This is a genomic window from Actinomadura macra NBRC 14102, from assembly GCF_001552215.1.
Classification (GTDB): Bacteria; Actinomycetota; Actinomycetes; order Streptosporangiales; family Streptosporangiaceae; genus Spirillospora; species Spirillospora macra.
The window spans coordinates 385,150-408,849 of record NZ_BCQT01000011.1; the positions used below are offsets into that span (position 1 = coordinate 385,150).

General features: G+C 71.6%; 22 protein-coding genes. 15 read left to right on the forward strand and 7 right to left on the reverse strand.

Translation table 11 applies throughout. The features are described 5' to 3' along the window. Positions 1 to 54 precede the first annotated feature (54 nt). Positions 55 to 2,589 carry an aminopeptidase N gene (pepN, locus tag AMA02S_RS21425; RefSeq protein WP_067461121.1) on the reverse strand — a complete coding sequence of 845 codons (2,535 nt, stop codon included), beginning with the start codon at positions 2,587 to 2,589 and terminating at the stop codon, positions 55 to 57. A gap of 230 nt (positions 2,590 to 2,819) precedes the next feature. On the opposite strand from pepN, the gene AMA02S_RS21430 reads away from it, so the two are divergent. The 8 genes from AMA02S_RS21430 to AMA02S_RS21460 all read left to right on the forward strand — a co-directional run bounded on the left by AMA02S_RS21430 (position 2,820) and on the right by AMA02S_RS21460 (position 9,125). Next, positions 2,820 to 3,371 carry a mycothiol-dependent nitroreductase Rv2466c family protein gene (locus AMA02S_RS21430; protein ID WP_067461337.1) on the forward strand — a complete coding sequence of 184 codons (552 nt, stop codon included), beginning with the start codon at positions 2,820 to 2,822 and terminating at the stop codon, positions 3,369 to 3,371. Between the two features lie 108 nt (positions 3,372 to 3,479). Beyond that, positions 3,480 to 4,208, forward strand: a complete 729-nt coding sequence (locus AMA02S_RS21435) for an energy-coupling factor ABC transporter permease (RefSeq protein WP_245667697.1) — start codon at positions 3,480 to 3,482, stop codon at positions 4,206 to 4,208. A gap of 32 nt (positions 4,209 to 4,240) precedes the next feature. After that, complete coding sequence (locus tag AMA02S_RS43600) at positions 4,241 to 4,585, forward strand: PDGLE domain-containing protein (RefSeq protein WP_218005076.1); 345 nt, start codon at positions 4,241 to 4,243, stop codon at positions 4,583 to 4,585. Beyond that, positions 4,585 to 5,349 (forward strand): cobalt ECF transporter T component CbiQ, encoded by a 765-nt coding sequence (gene cbiQ, locus AMA02S_RS21440; protein WP_067461122.1) that lies wholly within the window; start codon positions 4,585 to 4,587, stop codon positions 5,347 to 5,349. Before AMA02S_RS43600 ends, cbiQ begins: the two co-directional genes overlap by 1 nt. After that, a complete protein-coding gene (locus tag AMA02S_RS21445) occupies positions 5,346 to 6,128 on the forward strand; it encodes an energy-coupling factor ABC transporter ATP-binding protein (protein WP_067461338.1) in 783 nt (260 codons plus the stop codon). Before cbiQ ends, AMA02S_RS21445 begins: the two co-directional genes overlap by 4 nt. A gap of 264 nt (positions 6,129 to 6,392) precedes the next feature. Further along, complete coding sequence (locus tag AMA02S_RS21450) at positions 6,393 to 7,340, forward strand: ATP-binding protein (RefSeq protein WP_067461123.1); 948 nt, start codon at positions 6,393 to 6,395, stop codon at positions 7,338 to 7,340. Positions 7,341 to 7,385: 45 nt separating this feature from the next. Further along, a complete protein-coding gene (locus tag AMA02S_RS21455; RefSeq protein ID WP_067461124.1) occupies positions 7,386 to 8,588 on the forward strand; it encodes a hypothetical protein in 1,203 nt (400 codons plus the stop codon). Between the two features lie 60 nt (positions 8,589 to 8,648). Beyond that, entirely contained in the window at positions 8,649 to 9,125 is a 477-nt protein-coding gene (locus tag AMA02S_RS21460; protein WP_067461125.1) for a ribose-5-phosphate isomerase, read from the forward strand. Positions 9,126 to 9,176: 51 nt separating this feature from the next. Here the strand turns inward: AMA02S_RS21460 and AMA02S_RS42045 are convergent, their stop codons facing one another. Beyond that, positions 9,177 to 9,407 (reverse strand): hypothetical protein, encoded by a 231-nt coding sequence (locus AMA02S_RS42045; protein ID WP_067461126.1) that lies wholly within the window; start codon positions 9,405 to 9,407, stop codon positions 9,177 to 9,179. Between the two features lie 200 nt (positions 9,408 to 9,607). On the opposite strand from AMA02S_RS42045, the gene AMA02S_RS21470 reads away from it, so the two are divergent. After that, positions 9,608 to 10,726 (forward strand): PP2C family protein-serine/threonine phosphatase, encoded by a 1,119-nt coding sequence (locus tag AMA02S_RS21470; protein ID WP_084265442.1) that lies wholly within the window; start codon positions 9,608 to 9,610, stop codon positions 10,724 to 10,726. Positions 10,727 to 10,771: 45 nt separating this feature from the next. On the opposite strand, the gene AMA02S_RS21475 is transcribed toward AMA02S_RS21470, so the two are convergent. Next, the gene (locus AMA02S_RS21475) at positions 10,772 to 12,037 is read right to left on the reverse strand and encodes a serine/threonine-protein kinase (protein WP_067461127.1); all 1,266 of its coding nucleotides are present in this window, start codon (positions 12,035 to 12,037) and stop codon (positions 10,772 to 10,774) included. 592 nt (positions 12,038 to 12,629) lie between these two features. Between AMA02S_RS21475 and AMA02S_RS21480 the strand changes: the two genes are divergently transcribed. Further along, complete coding sequence (locus AMA02S_RS21480) at positions 12,630 to 13,991, forward strand: sensor histidine kinase (RefSeq protein WP_084265443.1); 1,362 nt, start codon at positions 12,630 to 12,632, stop codon at positions 13,989 to 13,991. Between the two features lie 12 nt (positions 13,992 to 14,003). On the opposite strand, the gene AMA02S_RS21485 is transcribed toward AMA02S_RS21480, so the two are convergent. Beyond that, positions 14,004 to 15,419, reverse strand: coding sequence for an amidase (locus tag AMA02S_RS21485; protein ID WP_067461128.1), 1,416 nt, complete (start codon positions 15,417 to 15,419; stop codon positions 14,004 to 14,006). 75 nt (positions 15,420 to 15,494) lie between these two features. Here AMA02S_RS21485 and AMA02S_RS21490 point away from each other — a divergent pair, with 75 nt between their 5' ends. Continuing rightward, positions 15,495 to 17,018 carry a carboxyl transferase domain-containing protein gene (locus tag AMA02S_RS21490; protein WP_067461129.1) on the forward strand — a complete coding sequence of 508 codons (1,524 nt, stop codon included), beginning with the start codon at positions 15,495 to 15,497 and terminating at the stop codon, positions 17,016 to 17,018. A 57-nt stretch (positions 17,019 to 17,075) separates the two neighbouring features. Further along, entirely contained in the window at positions 17,076 to 17,783 is a 708-nt protein-coding gene (locus AMA02S_RS21495) for a type 1 glutamine amidotransferase (RefSeq protein WP_067461130.1), read from the forward strand. A gap of 4 nt (positions 17,784 to 17,787) precedes the next feature. Here AMA02S_RS21495 and AMA02S_RS21500 read toward each other — a convergent pair whose 3' ends face one another. The 3 genes from AMA02S_RS21500 to AMA02S_RS21510 all read right to left on the reverse strand — a co-directional run bounded on the left by AMA02S_RS21500 (position 17,788) and on the right by AMA02S_RS21510 (position 20,305). Beyond that, entirely contained in the window at positions 17,788 to 18,045 is a 258-nt protein-coding gene (locus AMA02S_RS21500) for a hypothetical protein (RefSeq protein WP_067461131.1), read from the reverse strand. A gap of 92 nt (positions 18,046 to 18,137) precedes the next feature. Next, positions 18,138 to 18,836, reverse strand: a complete 699-nt coding sequence (locus AMA02S_RS21505) for a gamma-glutamyl-gamma-aminobutyrate hydrolase family protein (RefSeq protein ID WP_067461132.1) — start codon at positions 18,834 to 18,836, stop codon at positions 18,138 to 18,140. Then, the gene (locus AMA02S_RS21510) at positions 18,833 to 20,305 is read right to left on the reverse strand and encodes an aldehyde dehydrogenase (RefSeq protein WP_067461133.1); all 1,473 of its coding nucleotides are present in this window, start codon (positions 20,303 to 20,305) and stop codon (positions 18,833 to 18,835) included. The genes AMA02S_RS21505 and AMA02S_RS21510 overlap by 4 nt, the downstream gene beginning before the upstream one ends. Positions 20,306 to 20,412: 107 nt before the next feature. Between AMA02S_RS21510 and AMA02S_RS21515 the strand changes: the two genes are divergently transcribed. The 3 genes from AMA02S_RS21515 to AMA02S_RS21525 are packed head-to-tail and all read left to right on the forward strand — an operon-like array spanning position 20,413 to position 23,630. Continuing rightward, positions 20,413 to 21,861 (forward strand): aldehyde dehydrogenase, encoded by a 1,449-nt coding sequence (locus AMA02S_RS21515; RefSeq protein WP_067461134.1) that lies wholly within the window; start codon positions 20,413 to 20,415, stop codon positions 21,859 to 21,861. After that, entirely contained in the window at positions 21,849 to 22,751 is a 903-nt protein-coding gene (locus tag AMA02S_RS21520; protein ID WP_067461135.1) for a DODA-type extradiol aromatic ring-opening family dioxygenase, read from the forward strand. The genes AMA02S_RS21515 and AMA02S_RS21520 overlap by 13 nt, the downstream gene beginning before the upstream one ends. Then, the gene (locus AMA02S_RS21525; protein WP_245667701.1) at positions 22,752 to 23,630 is read left to right on the forward strand and encodes a fumarylacetoacetate hydrolase family protein; all 879 of its coding nucleotides are present in this window, start codon (positions 22,752 to 22,754) and stop codon (positions 23,628 to 23,630) included. The last annotated feature ends 70 nt before the right edge of the window (positions 23,631 to 23,700 follow it).

A 23,700-nucleotide genomic window follows, 5' to 3' on the forward strand; every position in this document is an offset into this window, starting at 1 on the left:
GCGATCCATCCGCTGCCCTGCCGGAAGCGGTCACATGGCCACGGGGATGGGTGGTCAGCCGGCCGAACGATCCTTCGCGCGGGCGCGCAGGGCGCGGGTCACACCGTCCCGGCCCTCCGACAGGAGGCGGACCAGGGCCGCGGGCGGCTTCTGCTCGGCGATGTAGGCCTCGGTCCGGTCGACAGTGGACTGCTCGATCACCAGGAAGGGGTAGGCGACCTCGGCGAACGTCTGGGACATGTCGCTGCTCCACTCCCTCCAGATCTTCCCGACCTCGGCGAAGTAGGCGTCGACGTAGGGGACCAGCAGATCGGCCTGGTCGGGTTCGACGAACCCGCCGAGCGTGGCGCGGTAGACGGCGTTGGGCAGCTTCCCGGAGACGATCCGCTCCCACGCCGCGGCCTTCGCCTCGGCGGTCGGGAGGGCGGCCTTGCCCGCGGCGGCGTGCCGCTCGCCCGCCGCGGTGCGGTCGCGCTCGTGCTCGGCGTCGATCTCCGCCTCGCCCGCCTTGCCGGTGACGACCAGCCGGCGCAGCAGTGCCCAGCGCAGATCGGTGTCGACCTTGAGGCCGTCGAGCGTGTCCGAGCCGTCCAGCAGGCCCCGGACGAACGCCAGGTGCTCCTCGCTGACGGCGGACGCGGCGAACGCCTGGACGTAGGCGAGTTGGAAGTCCGAGCCCGCCTCGGCCTCCCGGGCCAGCGTGGACAGCGCGTCCGCCATCAGGCCGAGACCCTCCTGGCGCCACGACGGGTCCGCGTACTGCTGGACGGCGGTGCGCGCCTGCCGCAGCAGCGTCTGCGTGACCGAGATGTCGGTGACGCCGCGGATGCCCTGGACGACGAGCCGGATGTAGTCGCGGGTCGCCATCTCGGCGTCGCGGGTCATGTCCCATGCCGCCGACCAGCACAGGGCGCGGGGAAGCCCGTCCCTGATGTCGCCGATGCCCTCGACCAGCGTCTTCAGCGAGTGGTCGTCCAGCCGGATCTTGGCATAGGTGAGGTCGTCGTCGTTGACCAGGACGAGGTCCGGCCGCTTCTGCCCGACCAGCTCGGCCACCTCGGTACGGGCGCCGACGACGTCCAGCTCCACCCGCTGCCGCCGGACGAGCCCCTCGGCGGTCCTGTCGTACAGCCCGATGGCGACCCGGTGCGAGCGGAGCGTCGGGTAGTCGGGCTTGGCCTCCTGCACGACGGTGAAGGACGAGAAGTCGCCGTCGGCGTCCACCTCGTACTCCGGACGGAGCGTGTTGACCCCGGCCGTCTCCAGCCACTCCTTCGACCACGACGCCAGGTCGCGGCCGGACGTCTCCTCCAGCGCGCCCAGCAGGTCCGTCAGGACGGTGTTGCCCCAGGCGTGCCGGTCGAAGTAGTGCCGCACGCCCTCCAGGAAGTTGTCACGCCCGACGTAGGCGACGAGCTGCTTCAGCACGCTCGCGCCCTTGGCGTAGGTGATCCCGTCGAAGTTGACCTCCACCGCGCGGATGTCGGGGATGTCGGCGGAGATCGGGTGGGTGGACGGGAGCTGGTCCTGCCGGTACGCCCACGCCTTCATCAGGTTCGCGAACGTCGTCCACGACCCGGTCCACTTGGTGGCCTCGGCCTGGCACAGGACGCTCATGTACGTGGCGAACGACTCGTTCAGCCACAGGTCGTCCCACCAGCGCATGGTGACGAGGTCGCCGAACCACATGTGGGCCATCTCGTGCAGGATCGTCTCGGCGCGCCGCTCGTAGGCGGCGTCGGTGACCCGCGACCGGAAGACGTAGTCCTCCAGGAAGGTGACGCAGCCCGCGTTCTCCATGGCGCCCGCGTTGAACTCCGGGACGAAGAGCTGGTCGTACTTGGTGAACGGGTACGGGCGCCCGAAGACCTTCTCGAAGTAGGCGAAGCCCTGGCGGGTCACGTCGACGATCGCGTCGGCGTCGAGGTGCTCGGCGAGGGAGGCCCGGCAGAACACGCCGAGCGGGATCACGGTGCCGTCCGTGCGGCGGTATTCGTCCCTCACCACGTGGTAAGGCCCCGCTACCAGTGCGGTGATGTAAGTCGAGATCTGGGGGGTCGGCGGGAAACGCCAGTCCCCCCCTTCCGCCGTTTCGGGAGCCTCGTTGGTGATCACTTCCCAGCCGTCCGGCGCACGCACGCCGAGCTCGAAAGTGGCCTTGAGGTCGGGCTGGTCGAAGCACGTGAACATGCGGTGCGCGTCGGCCGTCTCGAACTGCGTGTACAGGTACACGCTCTCGTCCACCGGGTCCACGAACCGGTGCAGTCCCTCACCCGATCGCGAGTAGGCGCAGTCGGCGACCACGCGGAGCTCGTTCTCGGCGGCCAGATCCGGCAGCGGGATCCGGCCCTTCTCCGCGTCGTAGGACGCCGGGTCCAGGTCCTGGCCGTTCAGCGTCACCTCCCGCACGAGAGCGCCGTGCAGGTCGACGAAGGTCGACGTACCCGCCTCGGTACTGCCGAACCTGACCACCGTGGTGGAGCCGAACCGGTCCTCACCCGCCGTGAGGTCCAGCTCGACGGCGTACGACTGCACGGTGAGCAGCCTGGCCCGTTCCCGCGCCTCGTCGCGCGTGAGGTTGCCTGCCACATGAACTCCTTGGTCGGCTTATCTGGTTGGTGACCCCATGTCTACCAACCTGTCGGCGGTCCGGTCCCGGCGCCACGGCCTTCGGTCGCCCCGGAGGGTGGGAATCAGCGCCGCCAGAGCCGGGTTGACGCGACTGGAAACTCTGATCGCCCCCAAGGAGGACGACGTTGTCGAAGGACGCCCTTACCCCCGTGGACTTCTGGTTCGACCCCCTGTGCCCGTGGGCGTGGATGACCTCGCGCTGGATCCTGGAAGTCGAGAAGCTGCGCCCCATCGAGGTGCGCTGGCATGTGATGAGCCTGTCCGTCCTCAACGAGGACAAGGATGTCGGCGAGAAGTACCGCAGGCTGTTGACCGTGGGCTGGGGACCGGTGCGGGTCGCCATCGCCGCCGAGCAGAAGTACGGGTCCGACGTGTTGGGCCCGCTCTACACCGAGCTGGGAACGCGTCACCACCACGACAAGCGGGAGTTCGGCCCGGAGCTGTACGAGGAGGCGCTCACCGCGGCCGGGCTGGACCCGGCGCTGGCGTCGGCCGCCGATTCCAAGGAGTTCGACGAGGCGCTTCGGGCCTCCCACAAGGACGGCATCGACCGGGTGGGCCAGGAGGTCGGCACTCCGGTGATCGAAGTGGAGGGCAGCGCGTTCTTCGGTCCGGTCGTGTCGCCGATCCCGCGCGGTGAGGCCGCCGTGAAGCTGTTCGACGGCGTCGTCGCGGTGGCGTCCACGGACGGTTTCTTCGAGCTGAAGCGCACCCGCACCCGCGAACCGATCTTCGACTGAGCCGAGCGGGTGTGCCGGTGTGCGACCGGCAAGTAATTGCGAAAATGTTGCAACTGCTAGGTGTGCGCCGTCAAACTGGTTCTACAGCCAGTAACAGGTAGGACGGTGATGGACGTGCACGTACCGGACGGATTCATCGATGCTCCGGTCTCCCTCGCGGCCGGTGCGGTCGCGGTGGTCGGAGTGGCGGTGGGGCTGCGCGGCGCCCGCCGCGAGTTGGACGACCGTACCGCCCCGCTCGCCGGGCTGACCGCCGCGTTCGTGTTCGCCGCGCAGATGCTCAACTTCCCCGTGGCCTCGGGAACCAGCGGGCATCTGCTCGGCGGGACGCTCGCGGCGATCCTGGTGGGTCCCTACACGGGCGTGCTCTGCGTCTCGGTCGTGCTGCTCATGCAAGGGCTGCTGTTCGCGGACGGCGGCCTCACCGCGCTCGGCGTCAACATCACGACCATGGCACTTGTCACCGTTCTCGTCGGATATGGGCTGTTCCGGGTGCTGCTGCGGGCACTGCCCAAGACACGTGCCTCGGTGGCCGGGGCCTCCTTCGTCGCCGCCGTCGTCTCGGTCCCGGCGGCGGCCGTCGCGTTCACGCTGATCTACGCCGTGGGCGGCACCACGGACGTCTCCGTCGGTAAGGTCGCCGCCGCGATGATCGGTGTGCACGTCCTGATCGGCATCGGTGAGGCGCTGATCACCGCCGTGACCGTCTCCAGCGTGCTCGCCGTCCGGCCGGACCTGGTGTACGGGGCGCGCGGCCTGATCAAGCCGCTCGAACTGCGCACCGCCGGGGCCGGGGTCGGGACGAGCGATGGTCCGGCCGAACCGTCGCGGGCCTGAGGCTCGACGTCGTCGTGTAAGGAGACTCCAGAATGACAACCAAGCGCTTCTTCGTCGGGTTCCTGCTCGTCTCGCTGGTCCTCGCCGGGATCGTCAGCTACTACGCCAGCGCCAACCCCGACGGCCTGGAGAAGGTCGCCGCGGACAAGGGCATCAGCGCCAAGGAGAAGGATCACTCGCTCAAGGACTCCCCGCTCGGCGACTACGGGGTCAAGGGCGTGGACGACGCCCGGCTGTCGGGTGGGCTCGCCGGAGTGATCGGCGTCGGCGCGGTGCTGCTGGTGGGCGGTGGCCTGTTCTGGGGTGTCCGGCGGCGCGGTGCCGCGCCGGCCGGGCGGTCCGGGGCTTCGGCGGAACCGTCGCGGAACGCCTCCTAGTGGGCGCTGGGCACGCGCACCGCCTCTACGTCCCGGGCGAGTCGCCGGTGCACCGGCTGCCACCGCAGTGCAAGCTGGTCGCGGTCCTGGCGTTCGTGCTGCTGGTCGTGGCGACGCCGCGCGAGGCGCTCTGGGCGTTCGGCGTGTACGCGCTGCTCCTCGCGGGCGTCGCGGCGACGGCCCGGGTACCGTTCGGCATGGTCGTGCGGCGGATCGTCATCGAGGTGCCGTTCGTCGCCTTCGCGTTCCTGATGCCGTTCGTCGCGAACGGCGAGAAGATCAGCGTGCTCGGGTTGCGGGTGAGCGAGAGCGGGCTGTGGGGCGCCTGGAACATCCTGGCCAAGGGCACCCTCGGGGTGGTCGCGTCCATCCTGCTCGCCGCGACGACGGAGCCGCGCCTGCTGCTGCTCGGCATCGAGCGGCTGCGGATGCCGCAGCTGATCACGCAGATCGCCACGTTCATGCTGCGCTACGGCGACGTGGTCACCGCCGAACTCGGCCGGATGCGGGTCGCGCGGGCGTCCCGCGGTTTCGAAGCGCGTGATCTGCGCGCCACGCGGGTGCTCGCCAGGTCGGTCGGCGCGCTGTTCCTGCGCTCGTACGAGCGGGGCGAGCGCGTCCACCTGGCCATGGTGAGCCGCGGCTACGACGGCCGGATGCCCGTCATGCACGACGTGGGCGCGACCGTGGCGCAGTGGACGGCCGCGGCCGCGCTGCCTCTGGCCGCCGCCGTGGTGACGGTGGCCGCTTGGACGGCGCCATGACGCAGCCGCCCGTAGACGTGTCGCCCGGGATGCCGTCACTTGAGGTCGAGGGTCTCGCCTACGCCTACCCCGACGGGACGCAGGCCCTCTACGGCGTGGACGTGACGATCCGGCGCGGTGAGCGCGTGGCCCTCCTCGGGCCGAACGGAGCGGGCAAGACCACGCTCGTTCTGCATCTGAACGGCATCCTGCACGGCGGGCTGGGCGAGGTCCGGGTCGGCGGCCTCTCCGTCGACCCGAAGGACCGCAGGACGCTGCGGGAGATCCGCCGCCGCGTCGGCATCGTCTTCCAGGACCCCGACGACCAGCTGTTCATGCCGACCGTGCGGGAGGACGTCGCATTCGGCCCCGCCAACCTCGGGCTGCGCGGCGCCGACCTCGACCGCCGTGTCCAGGACGCGCTGGGCCGCGTCGGCATGCTGCACGTCGCGGACCGCCCGCCGCAGCACCTCAGCTTCGGCCAGCGCCGCCGGGTCGCGGTGGCCACCGTCCTCGCGATGGAACCGGAGATCCTCGTCCTCGACGAGCCGTCCTCCAACCTGGACCCGGCCAGCCGCCGCGAACTGGCGGAGATCCTGCTGGGCCTGGACGTCACCGTCCTGATGGTCACCCACGACCTCCCGTACGCGGCGGAGCTGTGCCCGAGGTCGGTCATCCTGTCCGGTGGCGTGATCGCCGCCGACGCCCCGACCCGTGACCTCCTGATGGATGCCGACCTCCTGAAGGCGCACCGCTTGGAGCTTCCCTTCGGCTTCGACCCCGCCGCCGCCCTCCGCTGACCCCTGCCTGGTGCGCTCCACCTGCCTGGTGCGCTCAGGTGAACCTTGGGTGACGCCCAGGTGAAGTCGGCGGGCCTGGTGGTCGCGGTCTTCGCGCGGTCCTTTCGCAGGTGATGCACCGTGCCATGGGGGTCTTCACAAGGAACGTTCACAGGCGGTGAATTTTCGGTTCGGGGTTTCTGCTTGCGCCGTCTGGTGCGCCTTGCCACACTCGGACGACCCACTGAAAGTGGCAACGGTTTTCATCTCCGAATTGAGGTATTCGTGAAGGTTGCGTTCGTCGGCAAGGGCGGCAGCGGCAAGACGACCCTGTCGTCGCTGTTCGTCCGGCACCTGGCCGGGCGCGGGCTGCCCGTGGTGGCCATCGACGCCGACATCAACCAGCACCTCGGCGTGGCCCTCGGCCTCGACGAGGACCATGCCGCCAAGGTGCCCGCGCTCGGCGACCATCTCGCCGAGATCAAGGAGTATCTGCGCGGCGAGAACCCTCGCATCTCGTCCGCGAGCGCGATGGTCAAGACGACACCGCCCGGCGAGGGGTCGCGGCTCCTGCGCTTCCGCGGCGACGACCCCCTGCACGCCCTGGCGCACGAGGTGGACGGCATCACGCTGCTGGCCACCGGCCCGTTCAACGAGGACGACCTCGGGGTCGCCTGCTACCACTCCAAGACCGGTGCGGTCGAGCTCTACCTCAACCACCTCACCGACGAGCCAGGCGAGTACGTCGTCGTGGACATGACCGCCGGAGCCGACACGTTCGCCTCCGGGCTGTTCACGCGGTTCGACCTGATGTTCCTGGTCGCCGAGCCCACCCGCAAGGGAGTCGGCGTCTACCGCCAGTACACCGAGTACGCCCGGGACTACGACGTCGCCATCCGCGTCGTCGGCAACAAGGTCCAGAGCGAGGACGACGTCGCCTACCTGCGCCGTCACGTCGGAGACGACCTGCTCACCTGGGTCGGCCAGTCGGCGTCCGTCCGCGCCCTGGAGCAGGGACGCCGCGGCGTCGCGCTGGAGGAGGCGAACCAGGAGGCCCTCGCGCGGATGGTCACCGAGGTGGACGCGCGCGTGAAGGACTGGGAGAAGTTCCAACGGCAGGCCGTCGAGTTCCACGTCAAGAACGCGCGCAGTTGGGCGAGCAAAGCCGCGGGTGAAGACCTGGAGACGCAGGTGGACCCCGAGTTCCGCTTCCCCGTCGAGTACGCGCGGTGATGACGGCCCTACCGGCCGCCGGAGATCTTCACTAATCTGCCCGCCATGACGACGCGGCGGATCCTCGTGATGACGGGCGGCGCGCTCGCCCCCGTGCTCCTGCTCACCCTGCTGTTCAACAACCAGTGGGTCGTCGACGCGATTCGCAAGAGCGACCTCGAGTACGACCACGGCATCGGCCGGCTGGTCAGCTGGTTCGAATATCCGCAGTGGCGCCTCACCGGTGGCAGCACCCACGCCCCAGGCAAGTTCATCGTCGCGGTGGACATTGGAACGCTGCTGTTCTTCGTCCTGCTGGCGCTGCTCGTGCTGGCCGCATGCCGGGCGATCGACCCCCAGCGCGGGCTGTTCGGCGCGGTGGTGGCCGGCTGGTGGGCCACGGTCGTCGCGGGTGGGCTGTCCGGCATCTTTCTCGGCGCGCTGATCAACTGGGCCCTGGACCTTCCCGGAGAGGAGAACAGCACGACCATCTGGAACACCATGAGCCACGGTGCGAGCTACGGCCTGGTGTACGGCTGGCTGCCCGGCATCGGCGCGCTGGTGGGCTTCCTCTTCACCCGGCCCCGGCAGTACGCCCAGCAGCAGCCCATGCCCGTCCAGACCCTTCCGCCGAGCGGGCCCGTCCCGTCCGGTGCGCCGGGGCACTCGGGCGCGCACCTGCTGCCGGGAATGCACCCGCAACCGGGCGCGCCCATGCAGCCGGGTCAGATGCAGCCGGGTCAGATGCAGCCGGGTCAGATGCAGCCGGGTCAGATGCAGCACGGGGTCCCGATGGCGCCGCCCCAGCACGGTGGGCAAGGGCTCTCGCCGCAGCACCCTGCCGCCGTCCCGTATGTCCCCCCGCCGGGACCCCAGCAGCCACAGCAGCCGCAATGGGGCGGGACACCCGTCCCGCCCCAGGTTCCGCAGTTTCCGGGCGCGTCCGTCCCGCCGCAGCCGGGCCAGGGATTCCAGCAGGCGCCCCCGCAGCAGCCCTTCCAGCAGTCTTTCCAGGAGCCGCCGGCACCGGCCTCCCCGCCGCCCGCCGCGCAGGCGCCGCCGCTTCCCGTGCCCGAGCCCGCGCCGCCCGCCGACGACCGCGCCGAACCCGCCGAGCCTTCTCGCTCCGCCGAGCCGGCGGAGCGGCCGGAGCCCGAGCCGGAGGCCGAGACGAGGGCCGACCAGCCCGAGGACGAGACGTCCGACGGCGAGGCCAGGATGGACGCCGGGCCGGAGGATGACGACCGGCCGCTCCCGCCGCCCCGGTGACGCGGTGACCTGGTGACCCGGTGACCGCACCGCCCTCGGCCACCTGCGAGAATCGGCGTTATGCGCGTCTTCCTGGGATCTGACCATGCCGGTTTCGAGCTGAAGGAGCACCTGGTCTCCTGGCTGAAGGCGAACGGGCACGAGCCCGTGGACTGCGGCGCGTTCGAGTACGACGCCGTCGACGACTACCCGCCGTTCGTGCTGCGGGCCGCCGAGCGGACCGCGGCCGAGCCCGGGACGCTCGGGATCGTGCTCGGGGGCTCGGGCAACGGCGAGGCGATGGCGGCGAACAAGGTGCGGGGCGTCCGCGCCGCTCTGGTCTGGAACGAGGACACCGCGACGCTCGCCCGGGAGCACAACGACGCCAACGTCATCAGCCTGGGCGCCCGGCAACACGACGCGGCGACCGCGACCCGGTTCGTCGAGTTGTTCCTCGGCACGGCCTACTCCGGGGAGTCGCGTCACACCCGCCGGATCAAGATGCTCGGTGAGTACGAGACGACCGGCAAGCTTCCGCCGCTGCCGTCCGGGAACTGACCGTACGGGTCGGACCCTCGGAGGGCAGGGGAGCCTGCGGGGCGCGTTGTGTCAGGTGCCGTTCTCTGTGGGCGGCTTGCGGAGGCCGCCGCGCTTGCCGAGGCGGCGACGCTCGTTCTTGGCGGCCTTGGTGTTCCTGACGGCCGCCACGCCCCGGGCGGCCTCGGACGAACCAGCGGCCTGACCGGTGGCCGGGGGCTCCCCGCCCTCGGGCCGCGGACGGGAGATGTCCCGTGCCCGCATCGCCGCGTCCACCGTGATGCGCATGCCCGACTGTCCCATGTGCCGCCTCCTCGCCGCCCTCGGAAAGACCGTTCCGAGGAACCGGTCTTCAAGGACATTGGACACCATCAGGGCGGGATCATGGCAAGTTCCGGCCTCTCACCGGGTGGTCGATGTCACGTGGCTGGAGCGATGCAACCGGTCACCCCTGGCGCGGATGCCCGCCCGGCGGAGCCGATGCTCGGTACAGTGCCGGAGTCATGCTGCAACGACTGGTGCACCTCCTGCCGCCGAGAGCGCGCGCCATCCTGCGCAGGATCCCCGTCCTGGTGGGCCTGTACCGATGGCTGCGGCGGGGGAAACTGACCAGGGAGCGGTACGTGTTCGCCGCGCTCGCCGTCCTCGCGATCGTGACGGGCGTGACGGCGGCGACCGACACCCGCGGGCTCGCGCCGTCCGGTGCCCTGGTCCTCATCGTGCTGGGCGGCGGGCTGCTGCTGAAGGTCCGCAGCCTGGTCGTGCTGCTGTGCGTCATCGCGGCGATGGTGGCCTACGACGCCTGGCACGACATCGCCGCGATCGGGCCCGGCATGATCGCGACACTGGCGATCACGACGGTGCTGGCGCTGACGCTGGCGCGTACCCGGCAGAAGCTCGGCGTCCAGGGACTGCGCGGCGATTCGATGCTGCTGGAACTGCGCGAGCGGCTGCTCCGCCAGGGCGAGATGCCCGAGTTGCCGGACGGCTGGGACTCCCAGGTCGTGATGCTGCAGGCCGGCGGCTCCTCGTTCGGCGGCGACTTCGTGGTCTCGACCTGCGACGGGTCCTCGCTGGAGGTCGCGCTGGTCGACGTCTCGGGTAAGGGCACGGACGCCGGCACCCGAGCACTGATGTTGTCCGGTGCGTTCGGCGGCCTTCTTGGATCGATCCAAACTGATCGTTTCCTGCCCGCGTGCAACGGCTACCTGCAACGTCAGCGCTGGGACGAGGGATTCGTCACCGCGGTGCACGTCGTCGTCGACCTGAAGACGGGCGAGTATACGGTCGAGTCGGCCGGGCACCCGCCCGCGGTGCAGTTCGACGCCGCCACCGGGGAGTGGAAGGTCAGCCCGGCCAAGGGCGTGGTCCTCGGTGTCGTCCCCGACCTGCGTTGCGTGCCCGAGCGCGGCCAGCTCCGTCCCGGCGACGCGTTGCTGCTGTACACCGACGGGCTGGTGGAGTCGCCGGGCAGCGACCTGGACGCCGGCATCGACCGACTGCTCGGCGAGGCGGAGCGGCTCGTCCCGCGTGGCTTCGCCCACGGCGCGCGGGAACTGGTGGAGACGATGGCGGCGGCCCGCGACGACGACTGCGCGCTCGTCCTCATCTGGCGCACCTGACCCCACAGGCCCGGGTGTCGGTGAGCACCGCCGATGTCGTCGGCGCTACCGCTTCTGCCGCTTGCCGCCCTTGCCCGGTTTGCCCTTCCCCTTCTGCTTCTGGTGCTTCTGTTTCGGCTGATGCGTCTTGGTGACCTGTTGCCGCGACGCACGCGGCCGCGGCGCACCCGCCTTCTTCGTCGGCTGCGCGGAGACGCCCGGCGTGGACGGGGCGGGCGGCGGGTTCGAGTCACCCCTGTGTCCCATGAGGCCGAGGATGACGGCCCCGACGATGACCGTCCCGGCCGCGGCTCCGACGCCGGCCAGCAACCGGGTCCGGGTGGAGGAGAGGCCACCGGCCAGTCCCAGCCCGATCGGCGTGAACGCCTTGGTCGCGCTGTCGTCGGCGGAACGGTCGACCAGGGCGGGCGGTGACGCGGCAGGTGCGTGGACCGCCGCGTCCGCCGACGTCGAGGAGGTGGCGATGGCCGTGGGGACGGGCCCGGCCCCATGTCCGTTGTGCCCCTGCTCGACCAGCGTCAGCATCAGGTGGGACGCGGTCGGCCGGTCGGCCGGGTCCTTGGCCAGCGCGGCGCGGACGCTGGGGAGCAGCGGCTCGGGAAGGTGCGCGAGGTCCGGTTCTCCAGTCGTCACCCGCAGGGACGCGGCGTCGCCGCCGAACGGGAGCCGTCCGGTGCCCGCGTGGGCGATGAGGCAGCCCCAGGCGAAGATGTCGGCGGCCGGGGTCGCGGGCCCGCCGACGAGCACCTCGGGCGCCATCCAGCCGGGAGTGCCGAGCACCATCCCGGTGGTGTTGGTGGCGGTGTGGGAGTCCTGGCTGCGCGCGATGCCGAAGTCGATGACGCGGCAGCCGGACAGGGTCAGCATGACGTTGGCGGGTTTCAGATCGCGGTGGACGAGCCCGGCCGCGTGGATCGCCGCCAGCGCCGAGGCCACCCCGACCGCGACGCCGTGCAGGTCGGCGAGGGGGAGCGGCCCCTCCCCGGCGAGGCGCTGGTGCAGGGAGACGCCGCCGACATAGTCGGTGACGAGGTAGGGGCGCCCGTCCTCCTCGCCGTGGGCGAGGACGCGGGCGGTGCAGAACGAGGCCACCCGGCCGGCGAGTTCGGCCTCGTCGCGGAACCGGCGGCGGTAGGACGGGTCGTCGGCGAGGTGCGGGTGGATGGTCTTGACGGCGACCCGGCCGCCGGACGCCGGGTCGGTACCGAGGTAGACGGTGCCCATACCGCCCGACCCGAGCCTGCCCAGCAGCGTGTGCCCGCCGACCGTGCGAGGGTCGGCGGGTTCGAGGGGCCGAATGTCTCCGTCCATGTGGTGGTCCCGATTCCCTGGCATCTCTTCCGTCCGTCCATCCCCGTTCGTGGGGAAAGTATGGCGGCTTGCAGCACGAACAGTGGAAACGTCTTCGTCATGTGGATGTGGTGCTCAGTGCACCAAGGGAGTGCAGAGTGGGGATTCCGGCAGCGGTCCGGCCCGCCGATTCCTCTTCGGCGCGGGTGACGGGCGGCTGGCGGCACCGAAGGCGATGTCCGCGCGGACGGCACCCCAGGGGTGGGAGGCGCCGACCCGCGCGGGCATCGGTCCCCGGTACCACGGTCGAGACCGGCGTCCATTTCCGCTTAATCCTATTGACTTAGTGGGTATTGCGGGTCAGTATGGATATTGCGAGTTCCGCGCTCGTCGTCTCCGCCGTTCGGGGCGCTCTTACAGCGGGGACCGCCGGATGACCGGGACGGTGCGGCACGGCCCGTTCCGGTCACCGGCGACGCTCGCCCCGCCCCCGGCCCGTGAGGTTTCACCGGGCAAGGCCGGGTAAGAACCACTTTTGCGCACTCCCCCCAGGCGCTGGAACGCGGCGCGGCGCCGGCCGCCGCGCGCGCTGGGAAGGAGGAGGGGCGCCGCGGTGCCGATTCTGGGGAAGTGGCTGTCACCCTCGTGCTGGTCGGTCCGGACCCGCGTGACCGTTGCCGCGACCCTGATCGTCGGGCTCCTGCTGACCATCGGCGTGATCCTGCTCTACCAGGCCGTCCGGCACACGGTCTTCGAGGAGCTGCGCACCCGCGGGGTCCTGGCCGTCGCCGACGTGGCCGCGATCGTCCGCAACGGAGACCCGCACGGCCTCCTCCCCGTCCAGGACGCCGACTTCTCGCTGCTCCAGGTCGTGGACGAGCGGGGCGACGTGATCGCCGCAAGCGACGCGCTGCGCGGCCGTCCCGCGCTGGACGTTCCCGTGCCCCCCGTGCCTGACCGGCCCGTGACCCAGACCGTGCATGTGCCCGGCGTGGCGGCCGATGTCTTCGTGGTCAGCCAGCGGGTCCGGGGCCCGTCCGGGCTCCGCACCGTGCACGCCGGTGCGCCGATCACCGAGCTCACCCGCAACAAGAACTTCTTCGTCGCCGCGCTCGCCGCCACGGTGCTGCTCGCCACCGCCGCGGTCGGGTGGATCGTGGCGTCCGCGGTGCGGCGGGCGCTGCGGCCGGTGCGGGAGATGAGCGGGGAACTGGCCGACATCACCGGCGGCGACACCGACCGCCGCGTCACCGTCCCCGACCCGGTCGACGAGGTCTCCGACCTGGCCAAGTCGGTGAACGTGACCCTGGGCCGGCTGGAGGACGTCCTGATCCGCCAGCGCGGCTTCGTCGCGGACGTCTCGCACGAACTGCGCAGTCCGTTGGCGGGCTTGCGCGCCCAGCTCGAAGTGGCGCTGGAACACCCCGAGGACGAGGACTGGCCGACGGTCGCCCGGATGGCGCTCAGCGACGCCGACCGGCTCCAGGGCATCGTGACCGACCTGCTGATCCTCGCCAAGCTCGGTGCGGGCGTGCACGCCGAGCGGGAGCGAGTGGACCTCGGCGCGCTGGTCAGCGCCGAGGCGACGCGGCGTGTCCGGCGCGTCCCGGTCGAGGTCGAGGTGGGCGAGGACATCGTGATCCTGGCCGACCGCGACCACATGGTCAGGCTGCTGACGAACCTGCTCGACAACGCCGAGCGGCACGCCGCGTCCCGGGTTCGGGTGACCGCCGCCGCGCAGGAGCGGGACGCGGTCGTCGTGGTCGCCGACGACGGATCGGGCATCCCGCCCGAAGAACGCGAGCGCGTCTTCTGGCGGTTCCACCGGCTGGCCGAGGGCCGCAGGCGCGACCGCGGCGGCACCGGTCTCGGCCTGACGATCTCCCGCGATATCGCCCAGGCCCACGGGGGCACGCTCGTCGCCGCCGGGGACGACGGGGCGCGCCTCATCCTCCGCGTCCCGCTGGCCCCCTGAGCCTTCCAGGCGCTACGGCAGCACGGGACGGCGGAGGGCGTGGCGAGTCGTCTGCTCGAACGCGTGCCCGATCCGCAGGACGGCGAGGTCCGCGTGGTGCGGACCGACGATCTGCAGGCCGATCGGGAGCCCGTCCCGGGTGAATCCGGCCGGCACCGACAGGGCGGGGCAGCCGGTGGCCGAGATGAGGTAGCAGGACCGCATCCACTCCAGGTAGTCGGGCATCGGGCGCCCCGCGACCTCCTGCGGGTACTCGGCGGACGCGTCGAACGGCGGCACCTGGCTGACCGGCAGGAGCAGCGCGTCGTACCGGCCGAAGAACGCGCGGACGCGGTGGAACAGCGCCGTGTGCAGGACCTCCGCGCGTCCGACATCGCCGCCCGACAGGGCCCGGCCGGCCTCGATGTTCTCCCGGAGCGCGGGCTTGAGATCGTCCGGGCGGGTCTCCAGCAGCGGGCCGAGGGACAGGTCCCACTGCCAGGCCCGCAGCGTCCGGAACACCTCGTCGGCGCCTGACAGGTCGGGGCACGCCTCCTCCACGGTGCCCCCGAGGTCGGCGAAGACCTTGACGGCCGGTTCGAGGACGCCGGTGACGGCGGGATCGACGGGCACCGTCCCGCCGAGGTCGGGCGACCACGCCAGCCGCATCCCCGCGAGGCCGCCGTCGAGCGGGCCGGCGAACGCCGCGCCGGGCGTCTCCAGCGCGATCGGGCTCCGCGGGTCGGGCCCGGCGAGCACCGACAGCAGCAGCGCCACGTCCGCGACATCGCGGGCCATCGGCCCCTGCACGCCCATCGTCGCCCAGCCCGCCGGCACCGGCCAGGACGGGACCCTCCCGGGCGACGGGCGGAACCCGACGACGTTGCAGAACGACGCCGGGTTGCGCAGCGAGCCGCCCATGTCGCTGCCGTCGGCCAGCGGGTGCATTCCGCATGCCAGCGCCGCAGCCGCGCCGCCGCTGCTCCCGCCCGCCGACCGCGCGAGGTCGTAGGGATTGCGGGTCAGGCCGAAGACCGGGTTGAACGTGTGCGACCCGGCGGCGAACTCCGGCACGTTGGTCTTGCCCAGCGTGATGACCCCGGCGGCGCGCATCCGCTCGATGACCAGGTCGTCGGTGGTGGGCACATGGTCGGCGAAGATCGGGGAGCCGGACGTCGTCCGGATGCCCGCGGTGGCGTGGGTGTCCTTGTGGGCGACCGGCAGTCCGTGCAGCGGCCCGACCTCGGCGCCCGAGGCCAACCGCTCGTCGGCCGCGCGGGCCTGCTCCAGCGCCCGCTCGGCGACCAGCGTGACGACGGCGTTGACGTGGGGGTTCGTCTCCTCGATCCGGTCGAGATGCGCCTGGACGACCTCGCGCGCCGACAGCTCGCGGGCCCGCAGCCGCCGTGCCAGCCCGCGCGCCGAGAGGTAGTGGATCTCATCCGACAAGGAGTCTTCCCTTCCCGAGGGGCACCCGGAGTGCCCGGCCGTCCAGTGACGACGTCATCATGCAGGGAGGACATCATGCAAGTTGGACGCTATCCAAGGCGACGGAGGGGCCGGGTGACGGATCGGGTCGGCGCGCGCGGGCTGCTGGGCCGCGTGCTGGACGGCGGCGATTGGACGTCCTGGGACACCGCTCCGGCCGCCGTCGCGGAACCGGACTCCGCCTACGGCAGGGACCTTGCCGCCGCCCGCGAGACAAGCGGCTGCGACGAGGCCGTTCTCACGGGCTCGGGCCGGCTGCGCGGCCGGCGGGTGGCGTTCGTCGTGTCGGAGTTCCGCTTCCTGGCGGGCTCGATCGGGCTCGCCACCGCCGACCGGATCGTCACCGCCGTCGAGCGCGCCACCGCGGAGGGGGTGCCGCTGCTGGCCGCCCCGGCCTCGGGTGGGACCCGGATGCAGGAGGGCACGGCGGCGTTCGTCCAGATGGCCCGGATCACCGCCGCCGTGATGGCGCACCGCGCCGCGGGGCTGCCCTACCTGGTCTACCTGCGGCATCCCACGACCGGCGGGGTCTTCGCGTCCTGGGGGTCGCTCGGGCACGTGACCGCCGCGGAGCCGGGCGCGCTCATCGGCTTTCTCGGCCCCCGGGTGTACGAGGGGCTGCGCGGCGAGCCGTTCCCGGAAGGCGTCCAGGTCGCCGAGAACCTCGCCGCCAAGGGCCTGGTGGACGCCGTGGTGGGCCTGGACGATCTCGCGTCGGTGGCGTCCGGCGTCCTGGACGTCCTGTGCGCGAGGCCGCCCGGCCGCCCGCGGCCACCGCCTCCACCACCGCATCCACCGCATCCGCCCTGCGACGATCCGGCGTGGGACTCGATCGAGCGGTCGCGTCGCCCCGACCGTCCGGGCGCGCGGGATCTGCTCCGCCAGGGCGCGACCCACGTGACACCGCTCTCCGGCACGGGGCAGGGCGAAGCGGAACGCGGCCTGCTGCTCGCCCTGGCCCGCTTCGGTGACGCGCCGTGCGTCGTCGTCGCCCAGGACCGCCTGAGCCAGCGTGGCGGGCATCCTCTCGGGCCCGCCGGTCTCCAGGTCGCCCGCCGTGGCATGCGGCTGGCGGCCGAGCTGGGCCTACCGCTGGTCACGGTGGTGGACACGCCGGGCGCGAATTTGTCGGTCGAGGCGGAGGAGGGCGGGTTGGCCGGGGAGATCGCCCGCTGCCTGGCCGACCTGATCACCCTCCCCGCGCCGACGCTGTGCCTTCTGCTCGGCGAGGGGACCGGCGGCGCGGCCCTGGCCCTCCTTCCGGCCGACCGTGTCCTGGTGGCCCGGCACGGCTGGCTGTCCCCGCTCCCGCCCGAGGGCGCGTCCCTGATCGTCCACCGCACGCCCGACAGGGCGCCGGAGGTGGCCGCCGTCCAGGGCGTACGCTCGGCGGATCTGCTGCGCGCCGGCCTGGCGGACGTGCTCGTCGGCGAACTCCCGGACGCGGCCGACGAGCCGGTGGCGTTCTGCCGCCGCGCCGCCGCCGCGATCGAGTACGAGTTGTCCGGCCTCCGGCCGGGTGGCGCCCGACAGGACCGCTACCGGGCCCTTTCCCGTTGACCATATTTCGTTTGGGTACGTACGATCTCTGGTGACGACCCCCAAGGAGGCCCCCCGGTGCGTGCCCTGCTCATCCACCACGACCATCTGTCATTCGCCGGCCCCGTGGGTGAGCGCCTGACCGATCGAGGCTTCGACCTGGAAGAACGCGTGGTCGTCAGCGCCGAACACCACCACACCCCGGATGTGGAGTTCGACTACCCCGACCCTCTCGACTGGGACCTGATCATCCCGATGGGCTCCCCCTGGTCGGTGAACGATCCCGGTGTCGCGTCCTGGGTGACCCCCGAACTGGCCATGCTCGACAAGGCCCACGCCGCCGGCGTCCCGATCCTCGGCATCTGCTTCGGCGGCCAGGCCCTCGCCGCCGCGCTGGGCGGCGCCGTCGAGCGCGCCCCGCGTCCCGAGATGGGCTGGGTGGACGTCGAGACCGACGACCCCTCCCTGGTGGCCTCAGGCCCCTGGTTCCAGTTCCACTACGACCGCTGGCGCCTCCCGCCCGGTGCCGTCGAGATCGCACGGAACGCGGTCAGCTCCCAGGCGTTCGTGCTCGGCCGCTCGATGGGGCTGCAGTTCCATCCGGAGATCACCCCCACCGAGCTCGAAAGCTGGCTGACGCACGGCGGAGACGCCCACATGCGCGCCGAGGGTGTCGACCCCGAGGCCGTCCTGGAGGAGGTCCGTCGCACCGAGGCCGACTCGGCTCGCCGCACCCACGCGCTGGTGGACGCCTTCCTCGCTCAGGTGGCGGCCAGGGCCCGCTAGGCGATCAGATGGCGACGGGCGCCGGAGATCCGTTCGCCGCGGCCTCCGGGACGGCGGTCGCCCTTTCCGGCGTCAGGGCCGGGGGCGAGATGCTCCTGGCGCGCGCCTCGCGGCGGCGGGGGAGATGATGGGCGCCGCGGCGGTGCCGGCGGCCTCGGGGTATGAGCGCGGCGAAAGCCGCGAGACCGATCCCGCACAGGACCGCGGTGAGGACATAGACCGCGATCTTGAAGCCGATGCATCGCCCCACTGTGTCCGTCATATCGTTAGCTGTCCTGTCCCTGGGTTTTCCCACGCCTTTCTTCGTATTGCATTCTGTCAGAGATCAACTTGGCTGCGCATCGTGGCAATCCCTTACAGCGCGTGACCGTGACCAGCGGAAGCGCGCACCAAAGCGTTGAAAAGGGACTGCTGTGCGCGGTCCGTCGCAGCGGTGTCCTCCGGGTGCCATTGGACGGCCAGGAACCAGCCGCGCGGATCGGCCAGTTCGGCGGCCTCGACCGTTCCGTCCGCCGAATGGGCGGTGGGCGTCAGCGCCGGGGCCAGCGCCGCGGTCGACTGGTGGTGGTAGCAGGAGGCCATCGTCTCCTCGGTGTCGAGGATCTTGGCCAGCAGGCTGCCGGGGGAGACGGCCACCGGGTGGACCTTGTGACGATGGTCACGCTCCATGTGCTGGTTGAGCGTGCCGCCCAGCACCGCGTTCACCACCTGGAATCCCCGGCAGACCGCGAGCGTGGGCAGGCCCGTCTCCAGGACGTGGGACGCGAGGGCGAGGTCGAAGCCGTCCTGCTGCTCGTCCACGTCGTAGAGGGCCTCGTGCTCGGACGTCGCGCCGTAGTGGCGGGGGTGCAGGTCGCCACCGCCGGGTAGGAGGACACCGTCGCACCGCTCCAGCCGGGACGCGTCGAACGGCGCCGCCGGGTGCATGACGAACGGCTCGCCGCCCGCCCGATAGACGGCCTCCACCAGGGCGCGCGCCGCCACCTCCGCCGCGTACCGCAGCGCGGACGCGTTCGCGGAGAAACGGGCGGGGATCGCGATCAGGGGCCTCACAGCTCGATCCAGGTCGTCTTGAGGTCGGTGTACTTGTCCAGGGCGTGCAGGGACTTGTCACGCCCGTGGCCGGACTGCTTCACCCCGCCGAACGGCACGCTCATGTCGCCCTCTTCGTAGCAGTTGACCCAGACCGTCCCTGCGCGCAGGGCACGGGACACACGGTGCGCGGTGGACAGGTCGGAGGTCCAGACGGCGGCGGCGAGACCGTACTCGGTGTCGTTGGCGAGCGTGACCGCCTCGTCCAGGTCGTCGAACTCAAGGACGGCCAGTACCGGCCCGAAGATCTCCTCGCGGGCCACCCGCATCTCCGGCTTGACCTGGTCGAAGACGGTGGGAGCGAGGAACCGGCCGTCCACGCCGCCCCCGGCGCGCAGGCGGGCGCCGGATGCTCGGGCGGCCTCGATGTGCTCCATCACCCGGGCCTGGTGGGCGGTGGAGACGAGCGGGCCCATCTCGGTGGCCGGGTCCAGCGGGTCGCCCACCCGCAGCGACTCGGCGCGCGCCACGATCCGGTCCAGGACGCGGTCGGCGACCGAGCGGTGGACGAGCAGCCGCGACGGCGCGCTGCACATCTCGCCCGCGTTGAAGAAGATGCCCCAGGCGGCGGTGTCGGCGGCGGCGTCCAGGTCCGGCGCGTCCGGCAGGATGATGTTGGGGGACTTGCCGCCGAGTTCCAGCCACACCCGCTTGAGGTTGGACGCGGCGGCGTAGCGCAGGAAGTGCCGGCCGACCTCGGTGGAACCGGTGAACGCCAGGACGTCCACGCCGGGGTGCTCGCCCAGGGCGCGGCCGGCCACCTCGCCGGGCCCGTTGACGACGTTGAACACACCGGGCGGGAGGCCGGCCTCGGTGCCGAGGGCGGCCAGGTGCAGCGCCGACAGGGGCGACTCCTCGGCGGGCTTCAGCACGACCGTGCAGCCCGTCGCCAGTGCGGGGGCGATCTTCCACGCCGCCATCGTCAGCGGGAAGTTCCACGGCACGACGGCCCCGACGACGCCGACCGGCTCGCGCGTCACCAGCGCGAGGGACGAGGCGGACCCGCGAGGCGACTCGTCCAGCTGCTTGTCGGCGGCCTCGGCGTACCAGCGCAGGCAGCCGATCAGCGCACGCAGCTCGATCCCGTAGGCGTCGGTGATCGGCTTGCCCATTTCGAGGCTGACCAGCAGCGCGAGGGTCTCCCGGTCGCGCTCGACGAGATCGGCCCAGCGCAGCAGGGCCGCCTTGCGCTCGGCGGGTGCCAGCCGGGGCCAGGGACCGGTGTCGAAGGCGCGGCGCGCGGCGGCGACGGCGCCGTCCACCTGGGCGGTGCCGGCGGACGCGACGTGCGCGATCGTCCGCCCGTCGCGGGGTGCGACGACCGGGGTCGTCTCGGGCCCGTCCTGGAACGCGCCGTCGATGTGGTGGCCGGTGTGCGGGACGAGCCCGGCGGCACGGGCGCGCCAATCCTCGTACGGGACGTCGGTCACGGGCCCTCCTCTAAAGTCGTTTGAACCCGAACATTAGCCGGGACGGCTTGACCGCCGCCATCCCGCTTCCTAGATTATTTGGGACCAAACAAACTGGAGGTGCACCGATGGCAACAGTCGCGGGCGTCGCCGTCGAACCCCGGCACTGGATCGGCGGTGAGCGTGTGGCCTCCGCCACATCCTTCACCGACGTCTCGCCGATCGACGAGCAGCCGATCGCCGAGATCGCCCGGGGTGGGGCACGAGAGGCCGAGGCCGCGGTGGACGCCGCGCGCCGGGCGTTTCCCGCCTGGGCCCGCACCAGCCGGGAGGAGCGCGCCCGGCTGCTGCACGCGATCGCCGACGGCGTGGAGAAGCGGATCGAGGAACTGGCGCAGGTCGAGACGGCCGACAACGGCGCGCTGATCCGCTCGCACCGGCGCGGCGTCATGCCGCGTGTCGCGCACAACTTCCGGTTCTTCGCCGACTGGCTGCTCAAGCTCGGCCACGAGGACTTCGAGACGCGCGGCCACACCAACCACGTCAGCTGGGACCCGGCGGGCGTCAGCGCCCTGATCACCCCGTGGAACGCCCCGCTGATGCTGGCCACCTGGAAGATCGCTCCCGCGCTGGCCGCCGGGAACACGGTCGTCCTCAAACCGGCCGAGTGGACGCCGCTGACCGCCTCCCTCCTCGCCGACATCACGGCCGAGGCCGGGCTGCCGGCCGGAGTGTTCAACGTCGTCCAGGGCTACGGGGCGGAGGTCGGCGGGCCGCTGACCGCGCACCCGGACGTCAAGCGGATCAGCTTCACCGGGTCCGTGCCGACCGCAAGGATCATCGCCGCGTCCGCCGCGGCCAACCTGACGCCGCTGTCGCTGGAGCTCGGCGGCAAGTCGCCGCTGCTCGTCTTCGCCGACGCCGATCTCGACCTCGCCGTCGACCTGGCGGTGGAGCAGTACGACAACGCCGGGCAGGTCTGCCTGTCGGCGACCCGGCTGCTGGTCGAGTCGTCCATCGCGGACGAGTTCACTCAGCGGTTCATCGAGAAGGCAGGCCGCATCAAGCAGGGCGACCCGCGCGACGAGGCGACCGACCTCGGCCCGCAGGTCCACCGCAAGCACTTGGAGCGCGTGGACGGCTTCGTCCAGCGGGCCAAGGATGCGGGGGCGCGCGCACTGATCGGCGGCGGCCCGAACGATGACCTGGGCGGCTTGTACTACCGGCCGACCCTCTTCTCCGGTGCTTCGGAGAATGCCGAGATCCTCACCGAAGAGGTCTTCGGCCCCGTCCTGACGCTCCAGACGTTCGATACCGAGGAGCAGGCCGTCGCGATGGCGAACGGTACCCGCTTTGGTCTGGCCGCCACCCTCGCCACTGGTGACCCGGAGCGCGCGCGCCGTGTCACCGAGCAGCTCGTGGCCGGGACCGTCTGGGTCAACTGCTTCTTCGTCCGCGACCTCCAAGCCCCCTTCGGCGGAGCCCGGCAGTCGGGCGTGGGCCGCGAGGGCGGCGACTGGAGCTTCGACTTCTACTGCGACGTGAAGAACACGGTGACGGCACCATGGGCGAAGTAGTCGGCGCGGGGCTCCTCGCGCACGTTCCCACGATCGTGCTGCCCGAGGTGACGCGGCGCGAGCTCAACCACGGCGAGGACACCACCCTCGTCCCCGGCCTCCAGAGGCTCCGCAAGGACGTTTTCGAGCGCGACGACTACGACACCGTGGTCCTCCTGGACTCCCACTGGGCGACCACGGTCGAGTTCGTCACCACGGCCCACGACCGCAGGGCCGGGCTCTACACGTCCGAGGAGCTGCCGCGCGGCATGTCCCGCATGCCGTACGACATCCCCGGCGACCCCGAGCTGGCCCGCGCGGTCGCCGACTACGCCGGCAAGCACGGGACGTACATTACCCCGATCGACGACCCGTACCTGCCGATCTACTACGCCACCGTCAACCTGTGGACGCACCTCGGCGTGCGCGACAACCCCTACCTGGGCGACCCCGGCAAGCGGTGGATCTCGATCGGCGTCTGCCAGACCGCCGACACCGAGGACTTCCTGCGCCTCGGCCGCGCCCTGGGCGACGCGATCGCCGCCAGCGACCGCCGTGTCCTGCTGATCGCGTCCGGGGCCCTCTCGCACACGTTCTGGCCGCTGCGCGTCATCCGCGACCACGAGGCGGCCGGGCCCGAGCACATCTTCACGCCCGCGGCGCGGGCCGCCGACGAGGAGCGCATCGGCTGGCTGCGGGACGGTGATCACGCCCGCGTCCTGAACACCATGCCGGAGTTCCTGACCTTCAAGCCGGAGGCCCGCTTCGGCCACTACCTCATGATGATCGGCGCCCTGGGGGAACACGCCTGTACGGCCCCTGGACGCCTCTACAGCGAGTATGAGAACTCTGTCGGAACCGGCCAGGTGCACATCTGGTTCGACCGCCCCGAGAACGGATGGACCAGCTAAGTGAGCAGTGCCCGCCTGGGGAGCGACCCCCAGACCTCCGAGTACCGGCGCATCCTCCTCGAAGGAGCCGCCACGCAGGTGATCCGCGACGGCGACGAGCTCGTCAGCGCGGACGGCCGGCGTGTGCGCGCGGAGGACGCCGTCCACCTGCCGCCGTGCGAGCCGTCCAAGGTGGTCGCGGTGCACCTCAACCACCGCAGCCGTGTGGAGGAGTTCCAGACCTCGCTCCCGCCCGCTCCCACGTTCTTCCACAAGCCGATCTCGGCGCTGAACGCGCACGGCGGCGCGGTCGTCCGGCCGGAGCGCTGCAAGTACCTCAACTACGAGGGTGAGATCGCGATCGTCATCGGACGGACGGCGCGCAACGTGTCGCCGAAGGAGGCGGGCGACTACATCGCGGGCTACACGGTCGCCAACGACTACGGCCTGCACGACTTCCGGGACACCGACGCCGGCTCGATGCTGCGGGTCAAGGGCTCCGACACGCTGTGCCCGCTGGGCCCCGGCCTCGTCACCGGCTGGGACTTCCGCGGCAAGTACCTGCGCACCTACGTCAACGGTGAGCTGGTGCAGGACGGCAGCACCGACGAGATGGAGTGGGACATGCACTACCTCGTCGCCGACATCGCCCGCACGATCACCCTCTACCCGGGGGACGTGCTGCTGTCGGGGACGCCCGCCAACTCCCGTCCCGTCCAGCCGGGCGACGTCGTCGAGGTCGAGGCCGAGGGCCTCGGGCGGCTCCGCAACCACATCGTCACCGGTCCGGTCCCGGTCCGGGACGACTGCGGCGCGCAGCCGACCGAGTCCGAGGAGGTCATCTCCACGACCTTCGGCGGTGACTGGGAGTTCCGGGGCATCCGTGCCCCCCGCCGATAGCACGGTCGGATCAGCGCCGGTCAGGCCACCGTCGGGTAACACCGTGACGGCGGCCTGACCGGCATCGTGC